At 70.9% G+C, this 26944-nt stretch carries 22 protein-coding genes and 1 other RNA gene; 15 read left to right on the top strand and 8 right to left on the bottom strand.

The features are described 5' to 3' along the window. Positions 1-52 precede the first annotated feature (52 nt). Positions 53-958: an AraC family transcriptional regulator gene (locus ACQPXB_RS06410; RefSeq protein ID WP_432850081.1), complete on the bottom strand. Its 906-nt coding sequence runs from the start codon at positions 956-958 to the stop codon at positions 53-55. 90 nt (positions 959-1048) lie between these two features. Between ACQPXB_RS06410 and ACQPXB_RS06415 the strand changes: the two genes are divergently transcribed. Then, complete coding sequence (locus ACQPXB_RS06415; RefSeq protein WP_432850083.1) at positions 1049-2026, top strand: aldo/keto reductase; 978 nt, start codon at positions 1049-1051, stop codon at positions 2024-2026. On the opposite strand, the gene ACQPXB_RS06420 is transcribed toward ACQPXB_RS06415, so the two are convergent. Together ACQPXB_RS06420 and ACQPXB_RS06425 are read right to left on the bottom strand one after the other, a co-directional pair. After that, positions 2023-3390, bottom strand: coding sequence for a gluconate:H+ symporter (locus tag ACQPXB_RS06420; protein WP_432850085.1), 1368 nt, complete (start codon positions 3388-3390; stop codon positions 2023-2025). The two genes, ACQPXB_RS06415 and ACQPXB_RS06420, sit on opposite strands and share 4 nt — an antisense overlap. Next, positions 3387-3881 carry a gluconokinase gene (locus tag ACQPXB_RS06425; protein WP_386946814.1) on the bottom strand — a complete coding sequence of 165 codons (495 nt, stop codon included), beginning with the start codon at positions 3879-3881 and terminating at the stop codon, positions 3387-3389. The genes ACQPXB_RS06420 and ACQPXB_RS06425 overlap by 4 nt, the downstream gene beginning before the upstream one ends. A 95-nt stretch (positions 3882-3976) precedes the next feature. On the opposite strand from ACQPXB_RS06425, the gene ACQPXB_RS06430 reads away from it, so the two are divergent. Then, complete coding sequence (locus ACQPXB_RS06430; RefSeq protein WP_432850087.1) at positions 3977-4687, top strand: FadR/GntR family transcriptional regulator; 711 nt, start codon at positions 3977-3979, stop codon at positions 4685-4687. A gap of 155 nt (positions 4688-4842) precedes the next feature. Continuing rightward, positions 4843-5844, top strand: coding sequence for a cobalamin biosynthesis protein CobD/CbiB (locus ACQPXB_RS06435; RefSeq protein WP_432850089.1), 1002 nt, complete (start codon positions 4843-4845; stop codon positions 5842-5844). A gap of 1 nt (position 5845) precedes the next feature. On the opposite strand, the gene ACQPXB_RS06440 is transcribed toward ACQPXB_RS06435, so the two are convergent. The 3 genes from ACQPXB_RS06440 to ACQPXB_RS06450 form a co-directional block, all read right to left on the bottom strand. After that, entirely contained in the window at positions 5846-6460 is a 615-nt protein-coding gene (locus ACQPXB_RS06440; protein ID WP_432850091.1) for an FMN-binding negative transcriptional regulator, read from the bottom strand. Positions 6461-6532: 72 nt separating this feature from the next. Continuing rightward, positions 6533-7363, bottom strand: a complete 831-nt coding sequence (locus ACQPXB_RS06445; RefSeq protein ID WP_432850093.1) for an SURF1 family cytochrome oxidase biogenesis protein — start codon at positions 7361-7363, stop codon at positions 6533-6535. A gap of 79 nt (positions 7364-7442) precedes the next feature. Continuing rightward, on the bottom strand, positions 7443-7904 hold the full coding sequence (locus tag ACQPXB_RS06450) for a low molecular weight protein-tyrosine-phosphatase (RefSeq protein WP_386946821.1): 462 nt from the start codon (positions 7902-7904) through the stop codon (positions 7443-7445). 41 nt (positions 7905-7945) lie between these two features. Here ACQPXB_RS06450 and ACQPXB_RS06455 point away from each other — a divergent pair, with 41 nt between their 5' ends. From ACQPXB_RS06455 to ACQPXB_RS06470, 4 genes are all read left to right on the top strand, one after another. Further along, positions 7946-8761, top strand: a complete 816-nt coding sequence (locus ACQPXB_RS06455; RefSeq protein WP_366575062.1) for a Nif3-like dinuclear metal center hexameric protein — start codon at positions 7946-7948, stop codon at positions 8759-8761. Between the two features lie 36 nt (positions 8762-8797). Further along, a complete protein-coding gene (locus ACQPXB_RS06460) occupies positions 8798-9535 on the top strand; it encodes a zinc ribbon domain-containing protein (RefSeq protein ID WP_366575061.1) in 738 nt (245 codons plus the stop codon). Beyond that, on the top strand, positions 9532-10683 hold the full coding sequence (locus ACQPXB_RS06465) for a bifunctional RNase H/acid phosphatase (RefSeq protein WP_432850096.1): 1152 nt from the start codon (positions 9532-9534) through the stop codon (positions 10681-10683). The genes ACQPXB_RS06460 and ACQPXB_RS06465 overlap by 4 nt, the downstream gene beginning before the upstream one ends. 285 nt (positions 10684-10968) lie before the next feature. Next, positions 10969-12714 (top strand): hypothetical protein, encoded by a 1746-nt coding sequence (locus ACQPXB_RS06470; RefSeq protein ID WP_386946827.1) that lies wholly within the window; start codon positions 10969-10971, stop codon positions 12712-12714. 19 nt (positions 12715-12733) lie between these two features. On the opposite strand, the gene ACQPXB_RS06475 is transcribed toward ACQPXB_RS06470, so the two are convergent. Then, positions 12734-13915, bottom strand: coding sequence for an SLC13 family permease (locus ACQPXB_RS06475; protein WP_386946901.1), 1182 nt, complete (start codon positions 13913-13915; stop codon positions 12734-12736). A 108-nt stretch (positions 13916-14023) separates the two neighbouring features. Continuing rightward, positions 14024-15148 carry a dimethylsulfone monooxygenase SfnG gene (sfnG, locus tag ACQPXB_RS06480; RefSeq protein WP_432850098.1) on the bottom strand — a complete coding sequence of 375 codons (1125 nt, stop codon included), beginning with the start codon at positions 15146-15148 and terminating at the stop codon, positions 14024-14026. Positions 15149-15411: 263 nt separating this feature from the next. On the opposite strand from sfnG, the gene rnpB reads away from it, so the two are divergent. The 8 genes from rnpB (at position 15412) to ACQPXB_RS06520 (ending at position 24650) form a co-directional block, all read left to right on the top strand. Then, positions 15412-15807, top strand: an RNA gene (gene rnpB, locus ACQPXB_RS06485) — RNase P RNA component class A. Between the two features lie 92 nt (positions 15808-15899). Next, a complete protein-coding gene (locus ACQPXB_RS06490) occupies positions 15900-16757 on the top strand; it encodes an SCO6745 family protein (RefSeq protein WP_366575053.1) in 858 nt (285 codons plus the stop codon). 459 nt (positions 16758-17216) lie between these two features. After that, complete coding sequence (locus tag ACQPXB_RS06495) at positions 17217-17483, top strand: hypothetical protein (protein WP_285970229.1); 267 nt, start codon at positions 17217-17219, stop codon at positions 17481-17483. A gap of 12 nt (positions 17484-17495) precedes the next feature. Then, on the top strand, positions 17496-17984 hold the full coding sequence (locus ACQPXB_RS06500) for a hypothetical protein (RefSeq protein ID WP_366575051.1): 489 nt from the start codon (positions 17496-17498) through the stop codon (positions 17982-17984). Between the two features lie 3 nt (positions 17985-17987). Next, entirely contained in the window at positions 17988-20960 is a 2973-nt protein-coding gene (locus ACQPXB_RS06505; RefSeq protein WP_432850101.1) for an ATP-binding protein, read from the top strand. Further along, entirely contained in the window at positions 20957-23035 is a 2079-nt protein-coding gene (locus tag ACQPXB_RS06510; RefSeq protein WP_366575047.1) for a magnesium transporter, read from the top strand. The genes ACQPXB_RS06505 and ACQPXB_RS06510 overlap by 4 nt, the downstream gene beginning before the upstream one ends. Positions 23036-23038: 3 nt before the next feature. Next, the gene (locus ACQPXB_RS06515) at positions 23039-23647 is read left to right on the top strand and encodes a hypothetical protein (protein WP_366575045.1); all 609 of its coding nucleotides are present in this window, start codon (positions 23039-23041) and stop codon (positions 23645-23647) included. 4 nt (positions 23648-23651) lie between these two features. Further along, positions 23652-24650: a C40 family peptidase gene (locus ACQPXB_RS06520; protein WP_432850104.1), complete on the top strand. Its 999-nt coding sequence runs from the start codon at positions 23652-23654 to the stop codon at positions 24648-24650. Positions 24651-26944: the final 2294 nt, after the last annotated feature.

A 26944-nucleotide genomic window follows, 5' to 3' on the forward strand; every position in this document is an offset into this window, starting at 1 on the left:
AAAAGGTCACATGTCAACCCGTGCTCGAACCAGGGTGTGGTGTTTGTGCTGATCAGCGACCGCGGCTGCTCGCCGGCGTCCGGCCCGTCACCCGCTTGAACGCCGCGCTGAACGCGCTCTCCGAGCCATACCCCCAGCGCGAAGCCAGGGAAGCGACCGTCCGGCCCTCGGCCAGGTCCCGGGTGGCGCCGGAGATCCGCCGGTGCAGCAGGTAGTCCATCGGCGACAGCCCCACGAGTGCCTTGAACCGCGTCGCGAACACTGTGCGCGACAGGTGCGCCTCGCTCGCCAGGCGGGCCACCGTCCAGCCGAACGCGGGGCGCCGGTGCATCGCGGCGAGCGCGGCGCCGATGGCCGGGTCGCGGAAGCCGGCCAGCCAGGCGGGGCGCGCGTCGGCGCCGAGGAGGCTGCGCAGCACGTGGAGGGACAGGATCTGCGTGAGGTGCTCGCGCATCGCGCCGCCGCCCGGTCGGCCGGCGGTTTCGAACGCCAGCAGCCGCAGCGTCGAGTTCAGGACCTCGGCGGTGTCCGGGTCGGTGATGCGGGCCGAGGAACCGAGGTCCTCCAGCAGCACCGCCGCCGCGGGGTCGGTGAAGTCCAGGGTGGCGCCGACCAGGGCGACTTCGGCGGCGGAACCGGCCCGCCCGTCGTTGCCGGCGAACACGCTGCGGGCCTCGATCGGCGCGACGTCCGGCGTGCTGGCCGTGACGTACGCGGCGTCGCGGCCCACGAGGTAGCAGCCACCCGCCGTCAAGAAGACCGGCGCCGAGCCCTCGGGCAGCACCCAGCACGAACCCGCCGTCACGGTGATCACCTTGGGGTGCGAGCCGCCGAACCGCACCGCCCAGTCGCCGCCCGCCGTGAGCCGGGCCGGGAGGGCCGGGCGGACGTCGGCCATCGACAGGACGCCGGCGAGGGGATCCGGACGATCCAGCACGAGCTCCGAACGCTCACTCATGGTCCGCACCCTCCGCTCTGCCTAGCGTGGGAAGCACCGAAGAAAGGAACCTCCGTGCAGTACCAACAACTCGGCGCCACCGGAACTTTCGTGTCCAGGATCGCACTCGGCACCATGACGTTCGGCGGCTCCGGCCGGAAGCCGTGGGACGTGATCGGCGGACTGGACCTCAAGGCGGCCGACGAGCTGGTCGGCATCGCCCTGGACCACGGCGTGAACCTCATCGACACGGCCGACATGTACGCCGGCGGCGAGACCGAGGAGCTGCTGGGCAAGATCCTCAAGGGCCGCCGCCGCGACGTGGTGCTCGCCACCAAGGCGTACTCGCGCATGGGCGCCGGGCCCAACGAGGTCGGGCTCTCCCGCGTGCACCTGCGCCACGCGATCGACGACAGCCTCCGCCGCCTGGGCACCGACCACATCGACCTCTACCAGATCCACGCCCACGACCACCTGACCCCGCTCGACGAGACCCTCTCGGCCCTCGACGACGCCGTTCGCCAGGGCAAGATCAGCTACATCGGCACGTCCAACACCTTCGCCTGGCAGCTGGCCAAGGCTCTCGGCGTCGCCGACTTGCACGGCTACTCGCGGTTCGTGTCGCTGCAGGCGTACTACTCGCTCGTCGGGCGTGACCTCGAGCGCGAGCTGCTGCCGCTGGTCAACGAGGAGAAGCTCGGCCTGCTCGTCTACAGCCCGCTGGCCGGCGGCTTCCTCTCCGGCAAGTTCACCCGCGACAGCCAAGACGCGTCCGGCCGCCGCGCCCAGGCCGACAACCCGCCCATCGACCGCGAGCGTGGTTACGACATCGTCGACGCGCTGCGCAAGGTCGCCGAGCGCCACGACGTCGGCGTCGCCCGCGTCGCGCTGGCCTGGGTGCTCGCGCAGCGCGGCGTGACCAGCGTGATCGTCGGCGCGAAGCGGCCCGACCAGCTGCACGAGAACCTCGCAGCCGTCGACCTGGAGCTCACCGAGCAGGACCTCGCCGAGCTCGACGCCGTCAGCGCGCTGCGCCCGGAGTACCCGGCCTGGACCCTCGACGGCGCCTACCCGTCGCGAACGCCCTAGAGCAAGCCGCCCAGCGGCAGGATCAACGCGATCGACACGACCGAGATCACCGTCTCCATCACCGACCACGTCTTCAGCGTCTGCCCCACGGACATGCCGAAATACTCCTTGACCAGCCAGAACCCGGCGTCGTTCACGTGCGAGAAGAACAGCGAACCGGCGCCGATGGCCAACACCAGCAGGGCGTTGTGGGTCGGGTCGAGGGTGGCGGCGAGCGGCGCGACGATGCCGGCGGCGGACACGGTGGCGACGGTCGCGGAGCCCGTCGCCAGCCGGATCGCCACGGCGACCAGCCAGCCGAGCAGCAGTGGTGACAGGTGGGCGCCGGTGGACAGGTTGGTGATCACGTCGCCGACGCCGGCGTCCACCAGCGTCTGCTTGAAACCACCGCCCGCGGCCACGATGAGCAGGATGCCCGCGATCGGCGCGAGCGAGTCGCTGATGATCGACGACAGCTTCGCGCGGTGCAGGCCCGCCGGGCGGCCCAGCGTGACCATGCCGACGAGCACCGCGAGCAGCAGCGCCACCAGCGGGTCGCCGATGAAGTCGAGCACGCGGCGCACGGCGTTTTCCTTGCCCAGCAGGATGTCCGAGAGCGCCTTCAGCAACATCAGCGCCACGGGCAGCAGCACCGTGGTCAGCGTGGCGCCGAAGCTGGGCCGTTTGTCGACCTCGGTGCTCTCCGACTCGGGCACCAGGCGCTGCGGCGGGGTGGCGTCGGGCACCCACCGCGCGGCGACGCGCCCGAACAGCGGGCCGGCGATCACCACCGTCGGGATACCGACGAGCAGACCGAGCGCGAGCGTGATGCCCACGTTGGCACCGAGCGCGCCCGCCGCGGCCAGCGGGCCGGGGTGCGGCGGAATCAGCCCGTGGAGCACCGACAGGCCCGCGAGCGCCGGGATTCCCAGCAGCAGCACGGGTTTCCCGCTGCGCTTGGCGACCAGCAGCACCACCGGGATCAGCATCACGAGGCCGATCTCGAAGAACATCGGCAGCCCGATCAACGCGGCCACCAGCGCCATCGCCCACGGCAGCCCCTTGCCGTGCACGCGCCCGAGGATCGTGTCCACGATCCGGTCCGCACCACCGGAATCGGCCAGCAGCTTGCCGAGCATCGCGCCGAACGCGATCAGCAACCCGACCGAAGCGACCGTGCTGCCGACGCCGCTTTCGAAGCTCTTCAACAGCTTGTCCACGGGCATGCCGGCCATGAGGCCGAGCACGCCGGAGCCGATCGTCAGCGCCAGCAGCGGGTGGAGCTTCAGCTTGCTGATCAGCACCACGATCACTGCGATGGCGAGCACCGTCGCCAGGATCAAGCGGGTGTCGTGGCCGGTCCAGCCGGCGGCGAGGGTGGTCATGCACGCTCCTGGAACGCGTGAATCGCCGCCTCGACGAGGGCGGCGGGGCTTTCGGTGATCTCCAAGACGAGGCCCGGCTCGTCCGGCTGCAGCGGTTCGAGGTCCGCGAGCTGGGAGTCGAGCAGCGACACGGGCATGAAGTGGCCCTTCCGGGTCTGCATGCGCTCGGCGAGCACGTCGCGATCGCCGTGGAGGTGGAGGAACCAGACGTTGCCGCCGGCTCTCAGCTCGTCGCGGTACCGGCGTTTCAGCGCGGACGACGACACGACCCCGCCGGATTCCTGGTGTTCCGCGATCCAGTGCGCGATCGCCTGCAGCCAGGGCTCACGGTCGGCGTCCGTCAGCGCGTGGCCGGCGGACATCTTCTCGATGTTCGCCTTCGAGTGGAAGCTGTCGGCCTCGGCGTACTCCACGCCGAGGCGCTCGGCCAGGGCCTCGCCGACCGTCGTCTTCCCCGAGCCGGACACGCCCATCACGACGATGACGGTCATCCGCACCTCCTTGTGTCCGGAAGAGTCAAACCCAAAAGTAGTACTTATTCAAGAAGAAGTACTACTTAATCGAATCAGAGCGGTAGGTTGGCCGCGTGGGGAGCGACCGGCACGAAGAAGTCCTCGACGCGCTGGGCGCGGCGATCGCCAACGGCGAGCTGGCACCGGGCGCCGTGCTGCGCTCCGACGAGCTGCAGGAACGCTTCGGCGCGTCGCGCACGGTGGCGCGCGAGGTCGTGCGCGTGCTGGAGACGATGGGGCTGACCACGAGCCGCCGCCGCGTCGGCGCGATCGTGAGCGACCCGGGGGAGTGGAACCACTACGACCCGCGCCTGATCCGCTGGCAACTCGTCGGTTCGGGGCGCGCAGTGGCGCTGCGGACGTTGACGGAGCTGCGCTCGGGCGTCGAGCCGTGCGCCGCGCGGTTCGCGGCGCTGCGCGCGACTCCGGAGGACCGCGGGCGGCTGCGTGCGCTGGGCCACCGCCTGGAGGAGACGGCCCGGGCCCGCGATCTGACGACGTTCCTCGGCCACGACATCGCGTTCCACGACCTGCTGCTCACCGCGTCGGGAAACCCGATGTTCGCGCAGCTGTCCTCGGTGGTCGCCGAGGTGCTCGCGGGCCGCACCTCCCACGGCCTGATGCCCGAGGAACCGCAGCCCGAAGCAGTCGCGCTGCACGTGGAAGTCGCCGTGGCCGTGGACGCCGGCGACGCGGACCGGGCCGAGCGCGCCATGCGCGACATCGTGGACCAGGCACGGGACGAAATCGCCGCCGCGGTGTCGAGTAATCTCGGCGGGCAATAACTCGCCAGGCCATCGCGTCGGCGGCATCGAACCACGTTCCCGGGGGGCACTGTGCCGATCGTTACCAGTCCGGCCACAGTCACGGCCGAATGGCTTGGTGGCAACGGTTACGTGCCGCGTGGGGGTCAGCCTGCTTTCGGCCGGATTGGTAACTGGTGAGCGCGGCACGCGCGATCGGCTTGGTGCTCGGCCTGGCGGCCGACGGCGTCCTCGGCAACCCCCGGCACCGCCCGCCCGTCACGGCGTTCCGCCGCGTGGCGACGCTGGGCTCCGGCGCCGCGGTGCGCGCCGGGAGCGGTGTTGCTGTTGGGGCGTCTGGGGAATCCGCCGTCGGTGCGCCCGCCGGAGAGCGCTCCACCACGATGTCCGCTCGCGCCGCCGTCACCGGTCTTGGCCTGGCGGGTGCCGCGGTCGCGGCCGGGCTGTTCGCCGAACGCGCCGCTCGTGACCGGCCCGTGGTGCAGGCCGTGGCCACGGCGGTCACGACGTGGGCGGTCGTCGGTGCCGCCGGTCTCGCGACGCAGGGCACGGAGCTCGCGCGCGACCTCGAAGAGGGCCGGCTCGAACCCGCGCGCGGCACACTGTCCGAACTGGACCCGCGCGTCGCCGACGGGCTCGGCATGATCGCGCTTTCCCGTGCGTCCGTGGAGACTCTGGCCGAGAACACGTCCGAAGTGGTCGTCGCGCCACTGCTGTGGGGAGCGCTCGCCGGCGTGCCGGGGCTGCTCGCGTCCCGGACCATCAGCGTCCTTGCGCGCGGCTCGGCGGGCCATTGGCTGGTCGCCCGGCTCGACGAGCTCGTCCACCTCGTGCCGACGCGGATCGCCGCGGCCCTCACCGTGCTGGCCGCCCCCGTCGTCGGCGGTTCCGCGGGCGGCGCGTGGCGGGCTTGGCGGCGCGACACGATCGCCCACCCGAGCCCCAACGCGGGCCGCGTCGAGGCCGCGTTCGCCGGTGCGCTGGAGATCCGCGTGGGCGGGCGCACGGTGTACCCGCACGGGGTGGTGGAGCTGCCCGTGCTGGGCGTCGGTCGCAACCCCGACGCCGGGCACGTCACGCGCGCGGTGGAGCTGTCGCGGGTGGTCGGCTGGCTGGCGGGCGCGACCTCGGTGACGGTGGCCGTCCTCGTCGGCGCGCGCCGCCGCCGTCGTAGGTGAGTCAGCTGCGCCGCTGAAGGTGCTCCAGCGCGGCCGCGTCCAACGGCCCGCCCCGAGCCGCCAGCTTCCCCGAGATCCGCTCCCGGTCGGCCGGCGTCTTGTTGCCGCCGTACTTGAACTTCGCCTGCACGGACGTCACGGTCAGCTCGATCCCGCGGATCCCCGGCAGCAGCCGCCGGTCCGGCGCGTCGACCGACGACACCGGGGTCCGGCCGCTGCCCGGCTCGAAGTGCCCGAGCTGCCGGTTGAGCACCTCCGCCTTCTCGGCCGGGTCGTCGACGATCCGCACGTCGCAGGCGAGCTGCGCGCTCGCGTAGTACGACGTCGGTACGCCCACGGCCGGGTCGTCCGCGGTGTTCCAGTCCGACGGGATGTAGGTGTACTCGCCGATCACCGTCAGCAGCGCGCGCGGGTGTTCCTCCAGTAGCGGCCACACCGGGTTGGGGCGCGCGAGGTGCAGCCACACGGTGGCTTCGCCGTCGAAAGTGAAGTGCGTGGGGACGACCACCGGGAGGTCACGGCCGCGGCCACCGGCCACGAGCTGACCGAAGTCGTGGCCCTTGAGCCACTGCCGCCATTCCGTGTCGTCTCCGGCGTCCCAAGGGTGGATCAGCATGTCACCGAGTATCACCCGGCGAAGTGGCCCCGAGAAAGGGCCAGTTCCGGGCTGGAGCAGGAGACCACTTGCCTACGCCGAGGGAGTGAACTCTTCCTCGTCTTCGGCCAGCATCTCCGCCACGGACTTGCGGCGCGTGCGCTCCGGCTTCTCCGTGGTCAGCGCACCGCCGGGCTTGAGCTCCCGGATCGTGAAGTACAGCCAGCCCAGGACCGCCATGCTGCCGAACGCCAGCCACTGCAACGCGTAGGAGAAGAACGGCCCCGAGTCCAGCTGCGGCAGCGGCAGCGCGCCGAGCACACCGGGCTGGTTCTGGTCGAGCTGGAAGTAACCGGGCCGGATCTTCAGGCCGGACGAGCGCGCCACCACCTGCGAGTCGACGGTGTAGCTCTGCAGCTTCCCCTTTGTCGACGCATCGGAGAACGCGTCGCGGTGCTTCGGGTCCACCTCGTCGCTGCGCACCCGCGCGACCACGGTGACCTGGCCCCCGGGCGCGGCGGCGTAGGGGAGGACCCCGGACTGGTCGTCGAGCCGCACGTAACCGCGGTCGATGAGGTACACGGTCCCGTCGGCCGCGCGCAACGGCGTGAGCACCTCGAAGGCGGCCTCGCCCTGCACGGTCCGCAACCGCGCGACGACCTCCGCCGACGGCAGGTACGTGCCCGTGATCGACACGAGGTGCCACTCCGTCTGCTGGCCGGGCGTCGAGGCGGCGGGCAGCAGCTGCGCGACGGGCGCCGGCTGGGCCGTGAACGACGCGGTGAGCGCGTTGTTCTGGGCCTCCTGCTCGGCGTCGCGCCGGAACTGCCAGGGCGCGAGAAGGGTGTAGCAGCAGACGGCGAAGGTGAACACCACCACCGTCAGTGCCAGCCAGCCGGGCCGGAGCAGAAACCGCAACCGCACCCCTCCACGGTAGGCCGTCGTCCCCACGGACCGCGCGGCGACCTCTCCCACCTGTGATTTCGTGCGGGACAAACCGGTCCTAACCGTGCGCGCGGACCCACTCGATCAGGCCGGGCATCGCGCGCTCGATCATCGCGAGCACGTCCTCGAAACCCTCGTCACCGCCGTAGTACGGGTCCGGTACCTCTGCGCCGACCTTCGCCGACGGGTCGAACTCGCGCAGCAGCCGCACCTTCGCCGGATCCTCGACGCGCCCGCGCAGGAAGTCGAGGTGCCCCTCGTCCGCCGCCAGCAGCAGGTCGGCCTCGAGGTCCTCGTCGTTCACCTCCGACGCGACGTGCTGCGTCGGGTAACCGTGCGCGCGCAGCGTCGCCTGCGCCCGCCGGTCCGCGGGCTCCCCGGCGTGCCACGGGCCGGTCCCGGCGCTGGACACCCGCACGGAGTCCGCCAGCCCCGCCTCGGCGAGCTTCGCCCGGAACACCAGCTCCGCCATCGGGGAGCGGCAAATATTGCCTGAACACACGAACACCACTGAAGTCACGGGTCCCGAGTCTGCCGCAACCGTCGTGGGAAGATCCCCTGGTGCCTGCCCTAGCCGAGATCCTCGACGTCCTCGAACGCCACTACCCGCCGCGCCTCGCCGAGAAGTGGGACGCCGTCGGGCTCGTGTGCGGGGACCCGGCGGAGGAGGTCACGCGGGTGCTGTTCTGCGTCGACCCCGTCGAGGAGACGGTGACCGAGGCCGAGGACCTGGGTGCGCAGCTGATCGTGGCGCACCACCCGCTGCTGCTGCGCGGGGTGCACGGCGTGCCCGCCGACACGGTCAAGGGCGGCCTCGTGCACCGGCTGATCCGCGGCGGCCGCGCGCTCTACTGCGCGCACACCAACGCCGACTCGGCCGACCCCGGCGTGTCCGACGCGCTCGCGAACGCCATCGGCCTCACCGTCGACCGGCCGCTCGACCCGCAGGAGCCCGGTGGCCGCACGGGCATCGGGCGGATCGGGCACCTGGCGGAGGCCGAGCCGTTCGCGGTGTTCGTGCAGCGGGTCGCCGAGGCGTTGCCGGCCACGGTGCCGGGCGTGCTGGGCGCGGGGGACCCGGACCGGCCGATCCGCACCGTCGCGGTGTCCGGCGGTGCGGGCGATTCCTACCTCGCGCGCGCAACGGCCGAGGGGGTCGACGCGTACGTGACGGCGGACCTGCGCCACCACCCCGCCGGCGAGCACCTCGCCGCCTCGGGGCCCGCGCTGGTCGGGCTCACGCACTGGGCCAGCGAATGGCCCTGGTGCGGGCAGGCCTCGGCCCTTGTCGACGCGGCCTTTGCGGGTAACGTCGACAGTCACGTCTCCACGAGGTGCACCGACCCGTGGACCGTCCGCGCGACCCCCGCCAGCTGACTAACGCAAGTCCCCCCCAATTCCACAAGGAGCACCGTGAAGGCCGACCCCGCCGTCCAGCGCCAGCTGCTCGAACTCGCGAAGGTGGACGCCGAGCTTTCGCGCACCGCGCACCGCCGGCGCACCCTGCCCGAGCTCGCCGAGATCGACGCGGGCGAGAAGGCCGTGCGCGAGAAGCGTGACGCGCTCGTGTCCGTGCAGACCGCCGCGTCGGACCTCGACCGCGAGATCGCGCGGCAGGAGAAAGAGGTCGAGTCGGTGCGGGCCCGTGAGGACCGCGACCGCAAGCTGCTGGAGTCGGGCTCGGTCAACGCCAAGCAGATGACCGACATCGAGCACGAGCTGCAGACGCTCGGCCGCCGCCAGAGCGCGCTCGAAGACGACCTGCTGGAGCTCATGGAACAGCGCGAGGCCCTGGAGCTCGACGCCCAGCGCACCGGCGCCGAGGTCGACAAGGCCGAGGCGGGCGTCGCGGCCGCGATCGAGCGCCGCGACGAGGAGTTCAAGAACCTCGACACCACGCGCGCCCGCCGCGACGAGGACCGCGCGAAGCTGCTGCCGCGCTTCCCGGAGCCGGTGCTCAAGCTGTACGAGCGCGTGCTGGACCACAAGGGCATCGGCGCGGCGCTGCTGCGCGCCCGTCGCTGTGGCGCCTGCCAGCTGGAGCTCGACCGCAACACCATCGCCGAGATCAAGGCGACGCCCGAGGACACCATCGTCCAGTGCGAGAACTGCGGGGCGATCCTGGTCCGCACGATGGAGTCGGGCCTGTGACCGACCGGGTTGTCGTCGAGGCGGACGGGGGGTCCCGGGGCAACCCGGGCCCGGCCGGCTACGGCGCGGTCGTGAAGGACGCCGCCACCGGCGAGGTGCTGGCCGAGCGCCACGAGTACCTCGGCGTGGTGACCAACAACGTCGCCGAGTACTCCGGGCTCATCGCGGCGCTGACCGCGGCGGCGGAGACCGGGGCGTCCATTGTGGACGTGCGGATGGACTCCAAGCTGGTCGTGGAGCAGATGTCCGGCCGCTGGAAGATCAAGCACGCCGCGCTGCAGCCGCTCGCCGCGCGGGCGCGTGAACTCGCGGACGGGTTCGATCGTGTCACCTACATGTGGATCCCCCGCGCAGAGAACTCCCACGCCGACCACCTCGCCAACGTCGCGATGGACAGCGGCACCGGCAAGGCCACCGCCCCGGCGCCGGCTCAGGACAAACCGCAGGTCAAGACCACCTCCGGCACCGGTGAGGCCGACCGCGGCGCCAAAGCCGGCTGGACCGGTGCGCGCGGCACACCCACCCGGCTGCTGCTCCTGCGCCACGGCCAGACCGAGATGTCGGTCGACCGCCGCTACTCCGGCCGCGGCGACGTGCCGCTCACCGAGCGCGGGCGCGGCCAGGCGGCCGCGGCGGCGAAGCGGCTCGGCGCGTGGCCCGGGCTCGTCTCCGAAGACGGCGAGGCCGCCCCCATCGTCTCGTCACCCCTGACCAGGACGAAGCAGACCGCGCAGGCCGTGGCCGACGCGCTGGGTACCCGCTTCGTCACGCACCCGGGCCTCATCGAGACCGACTTCGGCCAGTGGGAGGGCCTGACTTTCAAGGAGGCCGCCGACCGCGACCCCGAGCTGCACGGCTGCTGGCTGCGCGACTCGTCGTGCGCGCCGCCCGGGGGCGAGAGCTTCGACGCGGTCCACGAGCGCGTCGACCAGGCCCGCCGCGACCTCATCGAGCAGTACGAGGGGAAGACGATCATCGTCGTCAGCCACGTCACGCCCATCAAGACACTGTTGCGGATCGGCCTCGACGCGGGTCCGAGCCTGCTGTTCCGCCTGCACCTGGACCTGGCGTCGCTCTCGATCGTGGAGTTCTACCCGGATGGCAACTCCTCTGTGCATCTGGCCAACGACATTTCACACCTCTCCTGACCGGGGCTCTGCTGATCGTTTACCGATCCGGCTTCAGCCACGGCGGGTACGGTCGCCGGACGGGATCCCGTCCGGTTGGGTGCCCACCTGCTTCCGGTCGGATTGGTAAATTGTGGGGTGGATCACGCGCAGGGACGACGCGTGAGCGGGTGCCGATCCGGTATTGGCTAGAGTGCTGTGTCGACCGCGGCGCCGCGGCGCGGGTTCCACCCGGGATCCTCATCAGGGGGGCGCAGGCTCGTGCGTTTCTCGGCAAGCTCTGCGAGTAGAAACAGTGACGAGGTAATGACCGCTAGCGCACTCACCGAAGCATCCGAACGCGACCTCCCCGGCGAGGACGCGCCCGTGACCGCCGTCGGCCTGCGCCACGGCTGGATCGCCTCCGTGCTGGCGGTACTGGCCGGTGTCGCCGCGGTCGCCTGGCACGCCACGCGCTACGGCCACTGGATCGTGGACGACGCGGCCATCACGTTCTCCTACTCGCGCAGCCTCGCCGACGGCCTCGGCCCGGTCCTGCAGCCGGGTGCGCCGCCCGTCGAGGGCTTCTCCGACCCGACGTGGATGGTCCTGCTCGCGGGCGGGAAGCTCGTGGGCCTGTTCGACCACGGCCTGCTGTTCGGCATCCCCGACTACGTGCTGTTCCCGAAGGCGCTCGGCCTGCTGTTCACCGCCGGCATCCTCACGCTGTGCCACGTCGTGGCGCGGCAGATCTTCCCGCGCCACGCGTGGGCGGCCACGCTGGCCGTGGGCCTCACGCTGGCGACGATCCCGTCGTTCGTGATCTGGGTGGTCTCGGGGCTCGAGAACTCGCTGTTCGCGTTCGCGGTGCTCGGTCTCGCGGTGCTGCTGTTCACCGCGGTCCGCAAGGAACGCACGCTTTCGTGGAAGGTCGCGGTGGGCGCGGGCGTGATCGTGGCGTTCGCCGCGCTGACGCGTCCCGAAGGCCTGATCTACGCCGCCGCGTTCCCGCTCGTCCTGCTGTACGGCGTGCGGCGCGAGGGTTTCTGGGTCAGCTTCCGCTACGCCGTTCTGTCCATTGTGGCCTTCGCGGTCCCGTTCGGCGCGTATGTGGCTTGGCGCCACAGCGAGTTCGGCGGCCGGTTCCTCGCGAATCCGTCGGTGGCGAAGAAACAGGGCCTGCCCGACCTGATGTCGTTGGTGCGGCCCGGAACCCTGATCCTCTACGCCGGTGTCGCCGCCGTGGTCGTGCTCGCGATCGTGGTGATCTGGGCGCTGCGCAAGGCGCCGTGGCGGCGTCCGCTGGCCGCGTTGATCACGCCGTTCGCGCTCGGCGTGATCGCCTTCGGTGTGCTGATGCCCGACTGGATGGCGCAGTTCCGCTTCGCGACGCCGGTGTGGGTGCTGGGCGTGCTCGCGGGCACGTTGTCCTTCGGCGAGCTGCTGCGCACGGTGAAGGTGCGCTGGCGCGCGGTCGCGTCGGTGGTCGTGGTGGCCGCGGCGATCCCGTCAATGGTCGGGTTCGTGCAGCAGTCCGACGAGTTCATCAAGAGCCCCACCGTGCCGGCGTGCCTGATCGCCGACCGCTTCGGCCGCGGCTTCAACACCTACGCCGACATGCTGGGCCTGCAGCAGGCGTCGCTGCTGCTGCCGGACCTCGGCGGCTCGTCGATGACCAGCCGGCTGCAGCTCGTGGACATGGCCGGCCTCGTCAACGCCCCCATCGCGGACCTCACGCACGACGAGAACATGGCGGGCCTGCGCGACTACGTGTTCGACACGGTCAAGCCCACCTTCATCCACTCGTGGGGCCCCTGGGCCGGCGGCAACGGCATCTCCCTCGACCCCCGCATCGACCGCGACTACTACCCGATCTTCATCTACCCCGGCCCCGGCCTCCGCAACGGCGACTGGGTCCGCAAGGACGCGGTCAAGGATCCGGCCAAACTCCAGGCTGTCCAGCACTACGCGGCGACCACGATGATGGACGTCGAGGCCTACCGCTTCGGCAACGGCCTCGACGACTGCGGCCCGACGCTGGAGCCGGGGCAGACCATCCCGCCGCGTTCGTAGCCGGGTCCGTCCCGATCCGTCACGGCAGCACCAGCCACAACGCCGTGGTCGCCGCCGCGAGGGAGACGGGGGTGGTCAGCGCGCCCAGTGCCGTGAACTCGCGCGCGCTCGGCGTGTGGCCGTGGCGGGCCAGCACGCGCCGCCACAGGAGCGTCGCCAGGGAGCCGAGGTAGGTCGCGTTCGGGCCGACGTTCACGCCGATCAGCACGGCCAGCAGCACGCCCGTGTTCGGGTGGTCGCCGAGCACCGAAAGCAGGATCAGCGTCGCCGGCAGATTGTTGAGGACGTTCGCCAGCACGGCCGCGATCGCGGTGGTGAGGAGCAGGTCGGGGAGCGCCGCCGTGGTCGGCAGGAAGGCCTTGAGGGCGCCGCCGAGCCCGTGCTCGTCGACGGCTTCCACCGTGATGGCCAGGCCGAGCACGAACAGCACCAGCAGCGGCGACGCTTCCGTCACCACCTGCCACGGCTTGATCTTGCGCTCGGCCAGCGCCCGCGAGCTGAGCACGAGCGCCGCCAGCGCCGCGACCCACACCGGCTCGACGTGCACGAGCTGGCCCACCCCGAAGCCCACGAGCATCACGCCGAGCACGACGAGCGCGAACACCGGCGGCTCCCGGTGCTGCGGCTTTTCGGTGCTGCGGGGACCGGCCAGGTCGCGTTTGAAGAACCGCGCGAACACGGCCAGCTCGATCAGGATCGTGACCAGCCAGGGCAGCGCCATCAGCGCCGTGAACCCGGCGAACGTGAGCCCGGACGCCGCGAACGCCAGGAGGTTCGTCAGGTTGGAGACGGGCAGCAGCGTCGAGGCCGAGTTCGCCAGGTGGGCGCACGCGTAGACGTGGGGTTTCGACTCGAGCCTGAGCCCCTCCGCCGTGGCCAGCACGACGGGCGTGAGCAGGACGACAGTGGCGTCGAGGCTCAGTGCCGCCGTCACACCCGCCGCCGCGACGAAGGTGAACACGAGCAGCCGCTTGGGCTTGCCCCGGCACACCTCGGCCAGCCGGCTGCCCAGCCAGGTGAACACGCCGTCGATCGCGGCGAGGTGGCTGACGAGCAGGATCGCGGCCAGGAATCCCATCGTCGGCAGGATCTCGACGACCCGCTGCCACGCGGCCTGCGGCGTCGTGAGCCCGATCGCCAGCACCACCCCCGCGATGGGCACCGCGGCCACCGCCTCGGGCAGCCCACGGGGGCGCACCATCGCGAACCCCAGCGTCACAGCCAGGAGCACGAGGGACACGACCGCGGCGAGGGGTTCGGGCACGCGAGAACGCTAATCGAGCGTGCGGCCGTCCCCCTCGCCGGTGCCTCAGAGAACCGCTGGTTCGGGAATGCCCTTGCCCTTCGCGAGTTCGGCTTCCTTCTCGCGGATCACGGGCAGCACGTTCTTCCCGAAGTGCTCCACGTCTTCCAGGTAGTGCAGGAAACCGAGCAGCAGCAGGTTCGCGCCGCGTTTCTTGTATTCGATGGCGCGGTCCGCGATGTGTTCCGGCGTGCCGATGAGCTGGGTGCGGAAACCGTCGTTGTACTGCACGAGGTCCTTGAACTCGGAGTCGGCCCACATGCCCTTGTTGTCCGACGTGGACTTCCCGGCCTGTGCGACGGCGGAACGGAACCCTTCGACAGCCGGCCGGTTCGCCTTCTCGATGATCTCGCGCAGCACGGCTTCGGCTTCGGAAGCCGTTTCGCGCGCGATGACGAATCCGTTGAGTCCGAAGCGGACAGTGCGGCCGTCGGCGATGGCACGGACGTCTTCGACCTGTTCGGTGAAGCCGTCGTAGTCCTTGCCGTTGCTGAAGTACCAGTCGGACACGCGGCCGGCGACCTTGCGCGCGGCCGTGGAGTTGCCGCCCTGGAAGATCTCCGGGTGCGGCCGTCCGGGGGAGACCTCGGGCTTGGGCTTGATGTCGAAGTCGTGGATGCGGTAGAAGTCGCCGCCGAACTCGGCGTGGTCGTTCGTCCAGAGCTCGCGCACGGCGGTGATGAACTCCTCCGTGCGGCGGTAGCGCTCGTCGTGTTCGAGCCACGGTTCGCCCAGTTTGGTGAACTCGTCCTTGAACCAGCCGCTGACGACGTTGATGGCCGCACGCCCGCCGGAGATCACGTCGGCGCTCGCGACGAACTTCGCGAGCACACCGGGGTGCCACAGCCCGGGGTGGATCGCGGCGATCACCTTCAGCCGCTGCGTGGCCAGCAGCAGCGCGAGGCTGAAGCCGGTGGATTCGTGCTGGTAGGCGGCGCCGTAGCTGGCGGTGTAGCGGACTTGGGTGAGCGCGTACTCGAAGCCGTTGTTCTCGGCCAGGACGGCGAGCTGCTTGTTGTACTCGTACCCCCAGTCGGTGCGCTGCTCGATGTCGCTGGTGACCAGGCCGCCGCTCACGTTCGGGACCCAGTAGGCGAATTTCAGGGGCTCGTGCAGGTCTGGTGCGGACATGTCGCGAGTGAAACAGCGGCCCTGAGCAGCGTCAACGCACGTCCACGGCTTGAGATCATCCACAAAGGACCTTGCGCTGATCGACTTGAACCGGTCTCGGACGGGACCCGTACTCCCCTTTGTGAAGGGAGCTGGTGGCTCGTGAACCTGATCAACGTCGTGGAGCTCGTGGCGCTGGCGGTGATCGTGACGCTCGGCGTCGTCGAACTGCTCGCCCCGCCGCGCGCCCGTCCGGCGGTGCGCGGGTACGATTCCCAGGCGGACGAGTTGGCTGGACGGTCGCGAATCGGGGTGACCCGGTCCGAGGAAAGTCCGGACTCCGCAGGGCAGGGTGGTTGCTAACGGCAACCCGGGGCGACCCGCGGGACAGTGCCACAGAAAACAGACCGCCTCCGTCCTCGGACGGGGGTAAGGGTGAAACGGTGGTGTAAGAGACCACCAGCACCCCGGGTGACCGGGGTGGCTCGGTAAACCCCACCCGGAGCAAGGCCAAGAGGGAGCTGCCGCTCCTGCGCAGGCGTTTGAGGACGGCCCGTCCGATGCCTGCGGGTAGGCCGCTGGAGCCTGCCGGCAACGGCAGGCCGAGATGGATGACCGTCGCCCGACCGGCCGCGAGGCCGCGCCGGGCACAGGATCCGGCTTACACGCCAACTCGTCCGCCCTGTCCGGGGCGCCTTCTTCCCCGCAACCAGCCGAAAACCCACCGGCATCCCCGCAGACAAAAAACCTACCGCCCGGTAGCATCCCGCCCATGGGCGAAGCAGCCGAAGCGGCGAAGAAGTTCAAGGGCACCTTCGACACCCTCCACTCCCTGATCTACTTCGTCCCCGAAGCCGAAGAGCACCTCACCGCCGCGGGGTTGCGACCCGGGCGCATGACGTACTTCGCCAGCCGTTCGGCGCCGATGGGAGCCGTGGAAGCCGGCGTGGTGGCCGCGACGTTCTACAACTTCAACCCCGAGATCGTCGAACGCCACATCCCGCGCGCGTGGACCCTCGCCGAGCCCGAACGGATCATCGAGGCCCGCTTCAGCGCCGTCGACGCCGCGCTCACCAGGCTCCTCGGCGACGAGGTCCACGCCGAAACCACCGCCGAAGCCGCCGAGCTCGCGCGGGAAGCCACGGGCGGCTGCGGCCCCGAAGGCCGGGCCCTCTACGCCGGCCACGCGAGCCTCGCCTGGCCCGAGAAGCCCCACCTCGTCCTCTGGCACGCCCTCACGCTCCTGCGCGAGCACCGCGGCGACGCCCACGTCGCCGCCCTCATGCTCCACGGCCTCGACGGCCTGGCCGCCCTCGTCACCCACGTCGCGAGCGGCGCCGGCTTCACGCCCGAGATGGCCAAGAGCACGCGCGGCTGGAGCGACGAGCAGTGGGACGCCGAGGTCGCCCGCCTGGCGAACCAGGGTGTCATCGGGGCCGACGGCGACCTCACGGACCAGGGCGCCGACCTCCGCGAGCGCGTCGAGGCCGCCACGAACGCGGCCTCCGAAGGCCCGTGGCGGCACCTGGGTGGGGAAAAATCCGCCCGCCTCGCCGAGCTGTGCCGGCCGCTGAGCCGCGCCGTCGTCAAGGCCGGGGCGTTTCCCCGAGCGGTGACGTCTTCCCGATAAGGCACCTCTCGTGCCCGATGTCCGGCATCACGCTATGTAGTGAAAATCCTGGCCCGGCTTGCGCGTATCGTGACGAGCGCCTCACTGCTCCCGGCGACCCTGGGGCAGGGCGGCGGTGACACTGCGGGCTCGCTCGGGGAGGCCGAATGGGGCATGCCACACTGGTTGCGGCCGGATCCCGACCACTTGGGAAGCACCGAGAGTGAGCAAAATACTCCCAGCAGGGTGAGTTCGTGGGTCCACTGCGAAATCCGGGTGGCCGGGGTTAATCCCAAGCACCCTTGCCACCATGATGGAGGGCGAGGAATTCTGACCAGACGACCCCTGCCTCCGCCCGTGTCCACAAGTCGACATTACACAGCGCGCTTTGACCACTACCCCTTGTGACGCCATGATGTTGTTCGAAGCTTCGCCGAAGCCAGAACCGCGCGGGACCGTCCGCGCACCGGGAGTAACGCGATGATGACCATGACCACCCTCGAGACGCTGGCTGCCGGCGAACTCGGCACCGGAAACGTCCGAAACTGGTTGCTCGACAACATCGTCCCCCTGGTGTTGCTCGCCGTCGCGCTCCTGCTGCTCTGGCTCGGTGGCGGCAAGGGTGACAACGCCGGTGTCATGCGCAGGCTCGCCGGTGTCGTCATCGCGCTCGCCATCATCGGACTCGCGGTCAGCGGCGCCGGCGTCAACGTGGGCCAGTGGATCGCCGGCCTGTTCACGGGCTGAGGCGGAGCAGGCGTGCGCATCAGGACGGATGACGAGGTCTATCGGGTCGACGCCGTCTGGCTCGGCCCGCCGAAGGCGACTTTTCCCTGGAGGGCCCGCTACGTAGCGTGGCTCATCGGCATACCGGTCTTCCTGGTCGTGCTCACCGTCGAACGGTGGGCCGGCTGGAGCTTCGGGTTCTTCTCCACGGCGTGGGCTTTCGTGGCCACGATCGTGATCACCCGGTTGATCACCGCCAAGATCAGCCACGAGCGCCCGCTGGGCGCGGTGATCGCGATGGCCGGCCGAGAGCTCAACACACCGCGTGAGAAGGCCGCGGGCACGGGCGGCGCCGTCAGCGCCAGCCGCATCCGCGTGCGGGCCGAGCGCCCGCTGCCGAAGCACAAGAGGAGGCGGCAGTACCGGCACCACGGCTACGGCCAGGGCGCCGGAGTTACGGCCGGAGCACAGGGAGCACCACGAGCGCGCCGGAGCCGCCCTGCGGCTCGGGCCGGGAGGTAGTCGTTGTTCGGTCGCGGCGGAAGCCGAGGAAAGCGGGATCGAAGCGTGCCCACGGGCGCCTGGGAAACCCCGCAGCAGGTCCGGCAACCCTCGCCGAGGAACAACTCCTCGGCGGGCAAGAGGCTGCCAGGTGAGCAGGCCATACCCGCGTACACGCCGTCGATCGCGGCGCGCAGCATCGACGGGCACCTGCTGCGCACCGGGCACGAGGTGTACGCCTGGTACCGGCTCGCGCCGCAACGGTGGTCGTTCCGCTCCGACTCGCAGCGCCGCGACCTGATCGCAGCCATCGCGGGCCAGTACGCCGAGCTGCAGGGCCGCTGGCTGCACCTGCGCGTGACCAACCGGCCGTACCCGATCCGCATGTGGGCCGAGGCCCACGTGCACAACGCCGTCGGCCGGCCGCAGGACGTGCAGGGCGCGCTTTCCTTCGACGACTACCTCATCGGCGAGCAGCAGCAGCTGATGGGCCGTTCGATGGCGGAAAAAGAGGTCTACCTCGGCGTCCAGGTGCAGACCCGGCGCATGGTCGACCGCGCCGTCGAACGCGCGGCCCCCGTGCTGCGCAAGATCCTGCCCGAGGCCGTCGACGCCGAGCTGGTGGCGCTCGACTCCGAGGTCGAGCACCTCGACCAGGTCATCGGCACCGCCGGGCTGGAAGGCCGCCCGGTGCACGCCGAGGAGATGTCCTGGCTGATGCACCGCTCGTGCTCGCTGGGCCTGCCCGCGCCGCGCAACATGCCGGCCGTGCCGGGCGCCGCCTGGGAGCCCGAGGACCTCGCCAGCTTCACCGACGCGGCCGACTTCCACGCCGACCCGTACGCGCCCACAGTCACCGTCCGTGGCCGCACGGGGTCCAACGCGGGCGTGTCGCGGCACCTCGCCGTGCTCACCGTCGGCCAGATGCACGGCCTGCAGATCCCCGAGGTCGACGACCCGTGGATCCAGCACGCCGACCGCCTGCCTGCCGCCGTCGAGGTGTCCGCGCGCATCTACGTGCGCCGGCCCGAAGAGGTCGCGGGTGAGCTGCAGCGCCAGATGAACAAGGTGCGTTCGCAGGTCAAGCACTACACCGACGAGCACGAGCTGGAGCCGCCGCAATCGCTTGCGCGCCAGGCCGGGCGCGTGCTGGAGATCGACGACGAGATGACGTCGGGCTTCACCGCGCTGGCCACGCGGGTGCGCTCGTGGTGGCGCCTGGCCGTGTCCGGTCCGACGGAGCGTGACGCGCTGCGCCTGGCCCAGCAGCTGCTCGACCTGTACAAGCCGAAGGTCGCGATCGAGCACCCCGAGGCCCAGTACGCGATGGCGCGGGAGTTCATCCCGGGTGAGCCGCTGGCGTCGGCGGCGTACATGCGCCGCGGCTCGGTGGTGTGGACGGCGTCGGCCGTGCCCACGGCCACCGCGGAGGTCGGCGACCGGCGCGGCATCCTGCTCGGCGAGACCGTGACCGCGACCCGTCGTCCGGTGGCGTGGGACCCGTGGATGGCGCAGGAGATCCGCGACGGCTCGGGCCTCACCGCGATGGTGGCCGGCCTCGGTGGCGGCAAGTCGTTCCTCGGCGGCGGCATCGTCTACAAGACGCTGCGCGCCGGGGCGCACTGGACGATCCTCGACCCGTCGGGCCCACTGGCTCGGCTGTGCGACCTGCCGGAGCTGCGGCCGTACGCGCGGCCGATCAACCTGCTCAACGCGCAGCCCGGCATCCTCAACCCGTACCGCGTGGTGGCCGACCCGCTCATCGAGCACTTCATGGACGAGGACGACCCAGAGCGCTCGTGGCGCCGCGAAAAGGCGCTCGCGGGCGCGACCCGGCGGCGGCTGGTCCTGGACGTGCTGTCGGGTGTGCTGCCGTACGAGGTGTCGCGCATGGCGCAGACGCGGATCGTGCTGCTGCGTGCCGTCCGTGCCGTCGGCGGCCGCTTCGACGCGGACCCGGGCCAGGTCATCGACGCGCTGCGCCGCGACTCGAGCGAGCACCACGAGCACGCCGTCGTCGTCGCCGACTTCCTCGACGAGATGCGCGAACGCATGGCGCTGCTCATCCCGGAACGCGACGCCGACCCGTACTCCGAGACGCGCGACGACCGCATGACCGTGCTGACCATGGCGGGCCTGACCCTGCCCAAGGACGGCGTGCCGCGCGAGTACTGGACCGACGCGGAGTCGCTCGGCGTCGAGATGCTGAACCTCGCGGCGTGGCTCACGCAGCGGTCGGTGTACGAGAAGCCGAAGGAACAGCGCAAGGGCGTCTGGATCGACGAGGCGTTCTTCCTGTCCGAGGTCCCGACCGGCCGCGTGCTGATGAACCGCTTCGCGCGTGACTCGCGAAAGTGGAACGTCCGCGTGCTGCTGTCCTCGCAGATCCCGGCCGACTTCCTGAAGATCCAGGGCTTCGTGGCGCTGCTGGACTCGGTCTTCGTCGGCCGCCTCGACGACGACGACGCCCAGGCGGATGCGTTGCGCCTGCTGAAGGTCCCGGTCGGCGTGGGCTACGAACAGGTCGTCGCCGCCCTCGGCCGCCGCCCCGGCGCCCAACGCGGCACGGAACGCGACGTGGAACCCCGCCAGTTCATCTTCGGCGACGGCGCCGGCGGCGTGGAACGCATCCGCGTCGACTTCTCCGGCCCCCACCTCGACCAGCTGCGCTCGGTCATGGACACCACCCCGGGTTCCCCCGACGCACACACCAAGCCGGGCGCCGCCCTCGTGCTACCCCACGAGGAAGCGCCCGCCCCCTACGTCCCCACCCCACCGGAGGACGACGAGCTGGAACAAGACTTCGAGCTCCAGGCCGAGCTCGAAGTCGGCCTGACCGACGAGCAGCTCCTCGGCTCGCCGGACCCGCTCGCGTCCGAGACCGGCGAGGTGGAGGGTGCGGTGCACAACGGAAACGGACAACCTGCCAACGGACACTCCCCGGACCGGCACGCCCGGGCCGGCGGCAAGGGTGGTACCGGCAGGGATGCCGCGTGAACACAGTCTGGACGCTGGCGTTCGTCCTGTCGTTCGCCGCCGGCTGGCATGCCCTGAAGCGGCGCATCAAGGAGGGCCCCAAGCCGGGCGGGCGCCGGCAGCCGAGCCGGCGGGCCGCGATGCTCGCTGTCATCACGATCCTCGGCCTGCAGACGGTGCTCATGGCGCCGTCGGCCAACGCCGCGGCCTGTGGTGAGTCGCCGAACCCCGAGCGGCCGGGCTCCGGCATGGTCGGTGCGATCGACCCGCCGGAAGGCCACGGCGAGCCGGGCAGCGCGTACATCGACTACAGCTACGCCGGCATGGTCTGGAACACCTACCAGACCAACTGCACGGCGCTGTCGGCCATCGCCTCGCCCAGCTCCACGATCGACACGTGGGCGGGCAACCAGCTGTTCAACATCGGCAAGAACATCGTCGGCGCCACCAACTCGCTGCACTACACCGTGCTCGAGGGAGGGCTGCTGAACCCGATCTACAACGCGGTGAAATCGGGCGCGGAGAAGGTCTACAACAACATCTACGCGCAGCTGTTCGGGCTCGTCGCGCTGATCCTGTCGATCCTGTTGTTCCGCCAGATCTGGCGGGGTGACCTCGCGGCGGTGAGCAAACGGGCCCTGTACGCGCTCGCGGGGGTGTGGCTGGCGGCGTCTTCGCTGGCGATGCTGCGGTACTTCGACCCGATCGACAAAGCGATCGTCCAGACCACCACGAACATCCAGGCGGGCTTCGTCGACGAGAGCTCCGACCGGATCGTGCGCGACATCCTGCCGACGAACCTGCACACGCAGATCGTCTACGACAACTGGCTGCGCGGGGAGTTCGGTTCGCCGACCGCGCCGCAGGCCGACCAGTTCGGCAAACCGCTGCTCGACGCGCAGGCGTTCACCCGCGACCAGCTCGTGAACGGCGACGACGGCAAGCAAAACGTCGTCGACGCCAAAAAGGCCGCCTTCAAAGACATCTCCGGCAAGCTCGGCCCCGCCACCGGCTACTTCACCGGCGAGTCCGGCGGCCGCACCGGGGCCGGGTTCCTGGCGCTCGGCCAGAGCATCGTCTATTCGCTGTTCCAGTTGCTGGCCAAAGCTTCCGTGCTCCTCGCGCAGGTCCTGATCCGCCTCTTCACGCTCACCGCGCCGCTGATCGGCCTCGTCGCGTTGCTGCACCCGGACATCCTGCGCCGCGTGCTGAAGGTGGCCGGCGGGATCGCGTTCAACCTGGTGGTGCTGTCGGTGCTCGCGGGTGTGCACGCGCTGCTGCTGCAGGCGATCTTCGACGCGGGTAACTCGCTCAACCTGCTCACGCAGATGGTGCTCGCCGGCCTGATCACGGTGCTGCTGTTCCTCGTCGGACGGCCCGTGCGGCGGCTGTGGCAGATGGTCGAGATGTCCGTCAACGTGGTGGGCGCGGCCGTGCCTTCGCCCAACGGCGGCATTTTCTCCCGCTTCCGCAAGAAGGCCGGGCCGACGCCGCAGGACGAGTTCTGGCAGAACGTGCGCGAGACCGACGACGTGGTCGACGGCGAAGCGCGCGGCCCGATGGGTGCGACCGTCGGCGGCGGGCGCTACCGGCCGGAGGCCGCGGTCTTCGCCAGCGCGCAGCGGCTCGACAACGGTTCCCGCTCCGCGCGGCCGGCCGCCGCGTGGTCGGGTGCGCCGTGGCCCGGCGCCGTCGGCTCGGCCGGCGAGCGCGCCGCGCTGACCTCGGGCGGCGGAGGAGCGCCGGTGTTCTCGCAGTACAACCCGGTCACGGGCGAGCCGGGCGACTACGCGGTCGGCGGCCGTCGCGTGCCGACGCAGGAGAGCCGGCGCGTCGACACGTCGCCGGTGGCCGACCGGCGCTGGAGCGACGAGCAGGAACCCGTGGTCGTCCCGTCGCGGATGAGCTCGTCGGATCGGGGCTACGCGTCGCCGGAGTCGATTCCGGAGCAGGCAGGTGTCCACACACCGCCGGGCATCCGCGCGCAGCCGCGCCGGGTCGACCCGGAAGTGGTCGCGGGCAAGCCCGTTTTCGTGCTGTACCGGCCTTCCCGTGGCATCGAGGTCCGCGACACCGACCAGCTCATGGGGCGGTGACGCGTGCCGATCCGCACCAACCGCGGCCGGACCGCGGTCTACCGCCGCCTGTGGGGCTACCCGCTCCGCTCGCCCCGGCACCTCGTGGGCACGCTCGTGTTCCTGGCGATCGTGGTCACCGCGCTCGGCATCGTGCTGCCGAAGGTGATGGGGAAGCCGGCCACCGCGACGCCGGGCGCGCCGGGCAGCACTTCGGTCGCCACGACCACGTCGCCGCCGCCGGGCCTCGCGGCACCCGTGCCGACCACCGCGACGCTCCCGACGCGGCTGTCGAGCCCGCTGCTGACCCCGACGTCGGCGGCGCCGAACCCCGAGGCCATCAACGTCGCCAAGCAGTGGGCCACGGCGTGGGTCAACCACCCGGCGGGCATCACCAACGCCGACTGGCTCAACGGCATGCGCACCCTGACCACCGACGAGTTCCTGCCCCAGATGTCCACTGTGGACCCCGCGAACATCCCGGCCACGCGCGTGACCGGCGACGCGACGGTCCAGTCCTCCTACACCAGCTCCGTCGTAGTCCTCGTCCCCACTGACGGTCCGAAGCTGTCCATCACCGTGGTCAACACCGGCGCGGGGTGGCGGGTTTCGGACTACGACCAGGCGAGCTGACACGGTGAAGATCGCGATCCTCGTCGCGGTGCTGGTCGCTGCTGTCTTCGCGACGGTGCTCACCGCGAGCACCGTGACGAAAGTCGTGGTGGACCAGCAGGAAGCTGCCGCGGGCGGCATTCTCAACACCTCGTGCGACGCCGCGATCGGCCCCACGCAGCCCGGCCAGCCGGAGACCGGGGCGGCGCAGGCGCAGAACCTCGACAACGAGCAGCGCGGCATCGTCTCGCTCATCATCTCCATCGGCAAGCAGCGCAGCCTCGCCCCGCGCGCCTGGCAGGTGGCGATCCAGGCCGGCATGACGGAATCGGGTCTGCACAACCTGAACTACGGCGACCGCGACTCGCTCGGCATCTTCCAGATGCGCCCGTCGATGAACTGGGGCAGCGTCGCGCAGGTCACCGACCCGAACTACGCGATCAACAAGTTCTACGACGTGCTCCTCGCCGTGCCCGACTGGCAGAACAAACGCCCGGGCGACGCCGCGCAGGCCGTGGAGCGATCGGGTTTCCCCGACCGCTACCACAAGTGGGAAGCCATGGCTTCCGTCCTGATCGAGAACCTGGGCCAGGTCGTCGACGCGTCCGGCTGCGGCCAGGGCCTCGGCGCCGCGCTCCCGCCCAGCCAGGCGGCGGCGCAGGCCATCAAGTTCGCGCTGGGGGAGCAGGGCAAGCCCTACGTGTGGGGCGCGACCGGTCCCGACGCCTACGACTGCTCCGGCCTCATGCTGCGCGCCTACGAGTCGGCCGGCGTGATCCTGCCGCGCGTCTCCCAGGACCAGTACAAGGCCGGCGCGATGCTCCCGGTGCGCGAGGCGCAGCCCGGTGACCTGATCTTCCTCGCGACCGACCCGGCGGATCCGTCCACCATCCACCACGTGGCCATGTACCTGGGCGACGGCAAGATCGTCGAGGCCCAGCAGACGGGCGTCCCCGTGCACGTGCGCCCCTTCTCCTTCGACGAGGCCGAAGTGGTACCGCAGGCGGTGCGCCCCGGCGTCTAGCATGGAGTTCGGGAGTCACCGGCTCTTGACACGGACCGGGGTGACCGCTAAGGCGCTGGACCGGCGCCGCGGATTCACCCGAAGTCGCGGCCTGTCCACGAGCACGCGGCCGCGCGCTGGCAGAGGATGACACACGTGGCACGGAAATTCGGCAAACGAGGCAAGCCCGGCCAGGGCGAACCCCAAGACCCGGCGACGTTGTTCGGTGCGCCCCAGCCCCCGCGGCAGGCCGCGCACCCCGCGTCGAGCACCCCTCTGGCCGACCACCTGGCTCACGGCTGGCCCGGCGTCGACCCCGGGTACGTCGTGCTGCCGCGGTCCTTGGCCGAGGGCATGTCGTTGCCCTGGCAGCAACAGATGGCGGCCCTGCTGGCCCAGTTCCACGCCGAACACGCCCAGCTCGCCTGGCCGATCTACCGCGTCGTCCCGTCGCGCTACGAAAAGCTCGTCGACCTCGACGAGGAGCAACTGGCCGAGGCCGGCTACCTCGTCGAAATCGACACCGAAGGCGAGATGATCTACCGCGAACGCAGCGGCCGCAAGGTCGACGACCCCCTGAACACGACCGTCCTGGTGTCATGCCTGGACCCGATTCCCAAGCCCACGGCGCGCCCTGCCGCTCCCGCCCCCTCCCAGCCTCTGCGCGCGCCCGCACCGATGAACATCGGCCCGGCCCCGGTGTGGCGGACGGTGCCGCACCCAGGTGAGGGTGAGGTTCCGGGGGTTTCTGGTCCTGGTGGTGGTGTTCCCGGGGCTCCGGGGTTCGGTGCCACCGGTCCTGGCGCTCCGGTTCCTGCTTCAAACCCTGGCCAGAACCAGAGTCAGAGCCACGGCTCGGGCTCTGGCGATCCTGGCGCTCGGGCTCCTGGTGCTCCGATTCCTGGTGGTCCGAACCCTGCTGCTCCCGACCCGGCGCAAGGCAGTCAGGGCCCTGTCGGCCCGGGCCCTGGCGCTGCTTCGGCTCCTGCTACCTCAAACCCTGGCCCAGTCCCGGCCGATCCTGTCTTCCAGAGGCCAACCCCCGGACCACCGCACCTCGGTTTCAACCCGACTCCTCACACCGCACCGTCGCCCGAACCAGCCGGCTGGCAACACTCCGCCGCAGTTCACCCTGGCGGTTCAACCTTCGCGACCGGCGCCGTCGACCCGACCACCGCGACCTTCGACACGGGCTCTCCGGCCATCGGCGGCGGTCCGAACTTCGCCGGAGGACCCCCAGTCCCAACCGCGGCACCCGAGACTGCTCAGACACCGTCGGCGCCGGTGCCTGTCGTGCCTGCTCAAATCCCGGTCTCCACCCAACCGCAGTGGACCTCGGCTCCCCAGCCACCTCCGGCCCTCCAGCCGCCGATCACCCAGACGCCCGAACCCGGCCTGCTCCCACCCGAAACCCCGCAGGCCGCGGAACCGGTCACGCACCCCGAGCCCCTTCAGTCGCCTCCTTCTGCGGAGCCCGAGCCCGTCCAGACGGTAGCCCCGCCTACGGAGCCGGAGCCTGCCCGGACTTCAACGCCCAACCTCGCCGACTCGCCTACCGGCGCCATTCCTTCGGCCCCTCCGGCAGCGACACCCGCGCCCACCCCGGCGCCCACTGCCGAAGCCGCAACGCCGACCCCCGAGACTGTGCCGGCCCCGGCCGAGCCGCTGGCGCCAGAACCAAACCCGGCTAGCCGCGTCCCCTCACTCGAGCCGACCATCGCGGCCGGTTTGCCGGAACCCTCCGAGGCCCCCAATGGCGGCACACCGGACCCCGGCGAACCTGCGGCACAGATTCCCGAGCCAACACCGCCACCCGCACCTTCGGTCGAACACCCGCCATCCACTGATCAGCAGACGTCACCGGCGACGGAGTCTTCGCCCCAGTCACCTGATCAAGGGGCGGCAGAGGCCTCCGCAAGTGCGATCGAGCAGGCTTCGCCGCAGGTTGAGGTGCAGCAACCAGACCAGATGGCTGCGGGCGCTGCGGCGGATCAGGCCGAAAGTGCTGAACCGCCCGCGCTGACTCCGCAGCCCGAAGCATCCGAGCAACCGGCGGATGCGCAGGCCGACTCAACACCGGTGCCCTCCACGGCTGAGCCGGAGCTGCCCGCAGCGGTCGATCGGCCGACGTCGCAGAGTGCCGCGCCGGAGCAGCAGGTTCCAAGCGCGGAGCACGAGCCGTCCGGCGCGAATGCAGGGTCGGCTGAGCAGGAGGTCGAGCGCCTGCAGGAGGAGTTCCCGCCGGCGCAGCAGGGCCCCGCACCGTCGCAGGTCCCTCTGGCTGTGCAGTCGGAGCACGTTGCCGGTCACCCGCA

This window comes from Amycolatopsis sp. CA-161197 (genome assembly GCF_050942255.1).
Lineage (GTDB): Bacteria > Actinomycetota > Actinomycetes > Mycobacteriales > Pseudonocardiaceae > Amycolatopsis.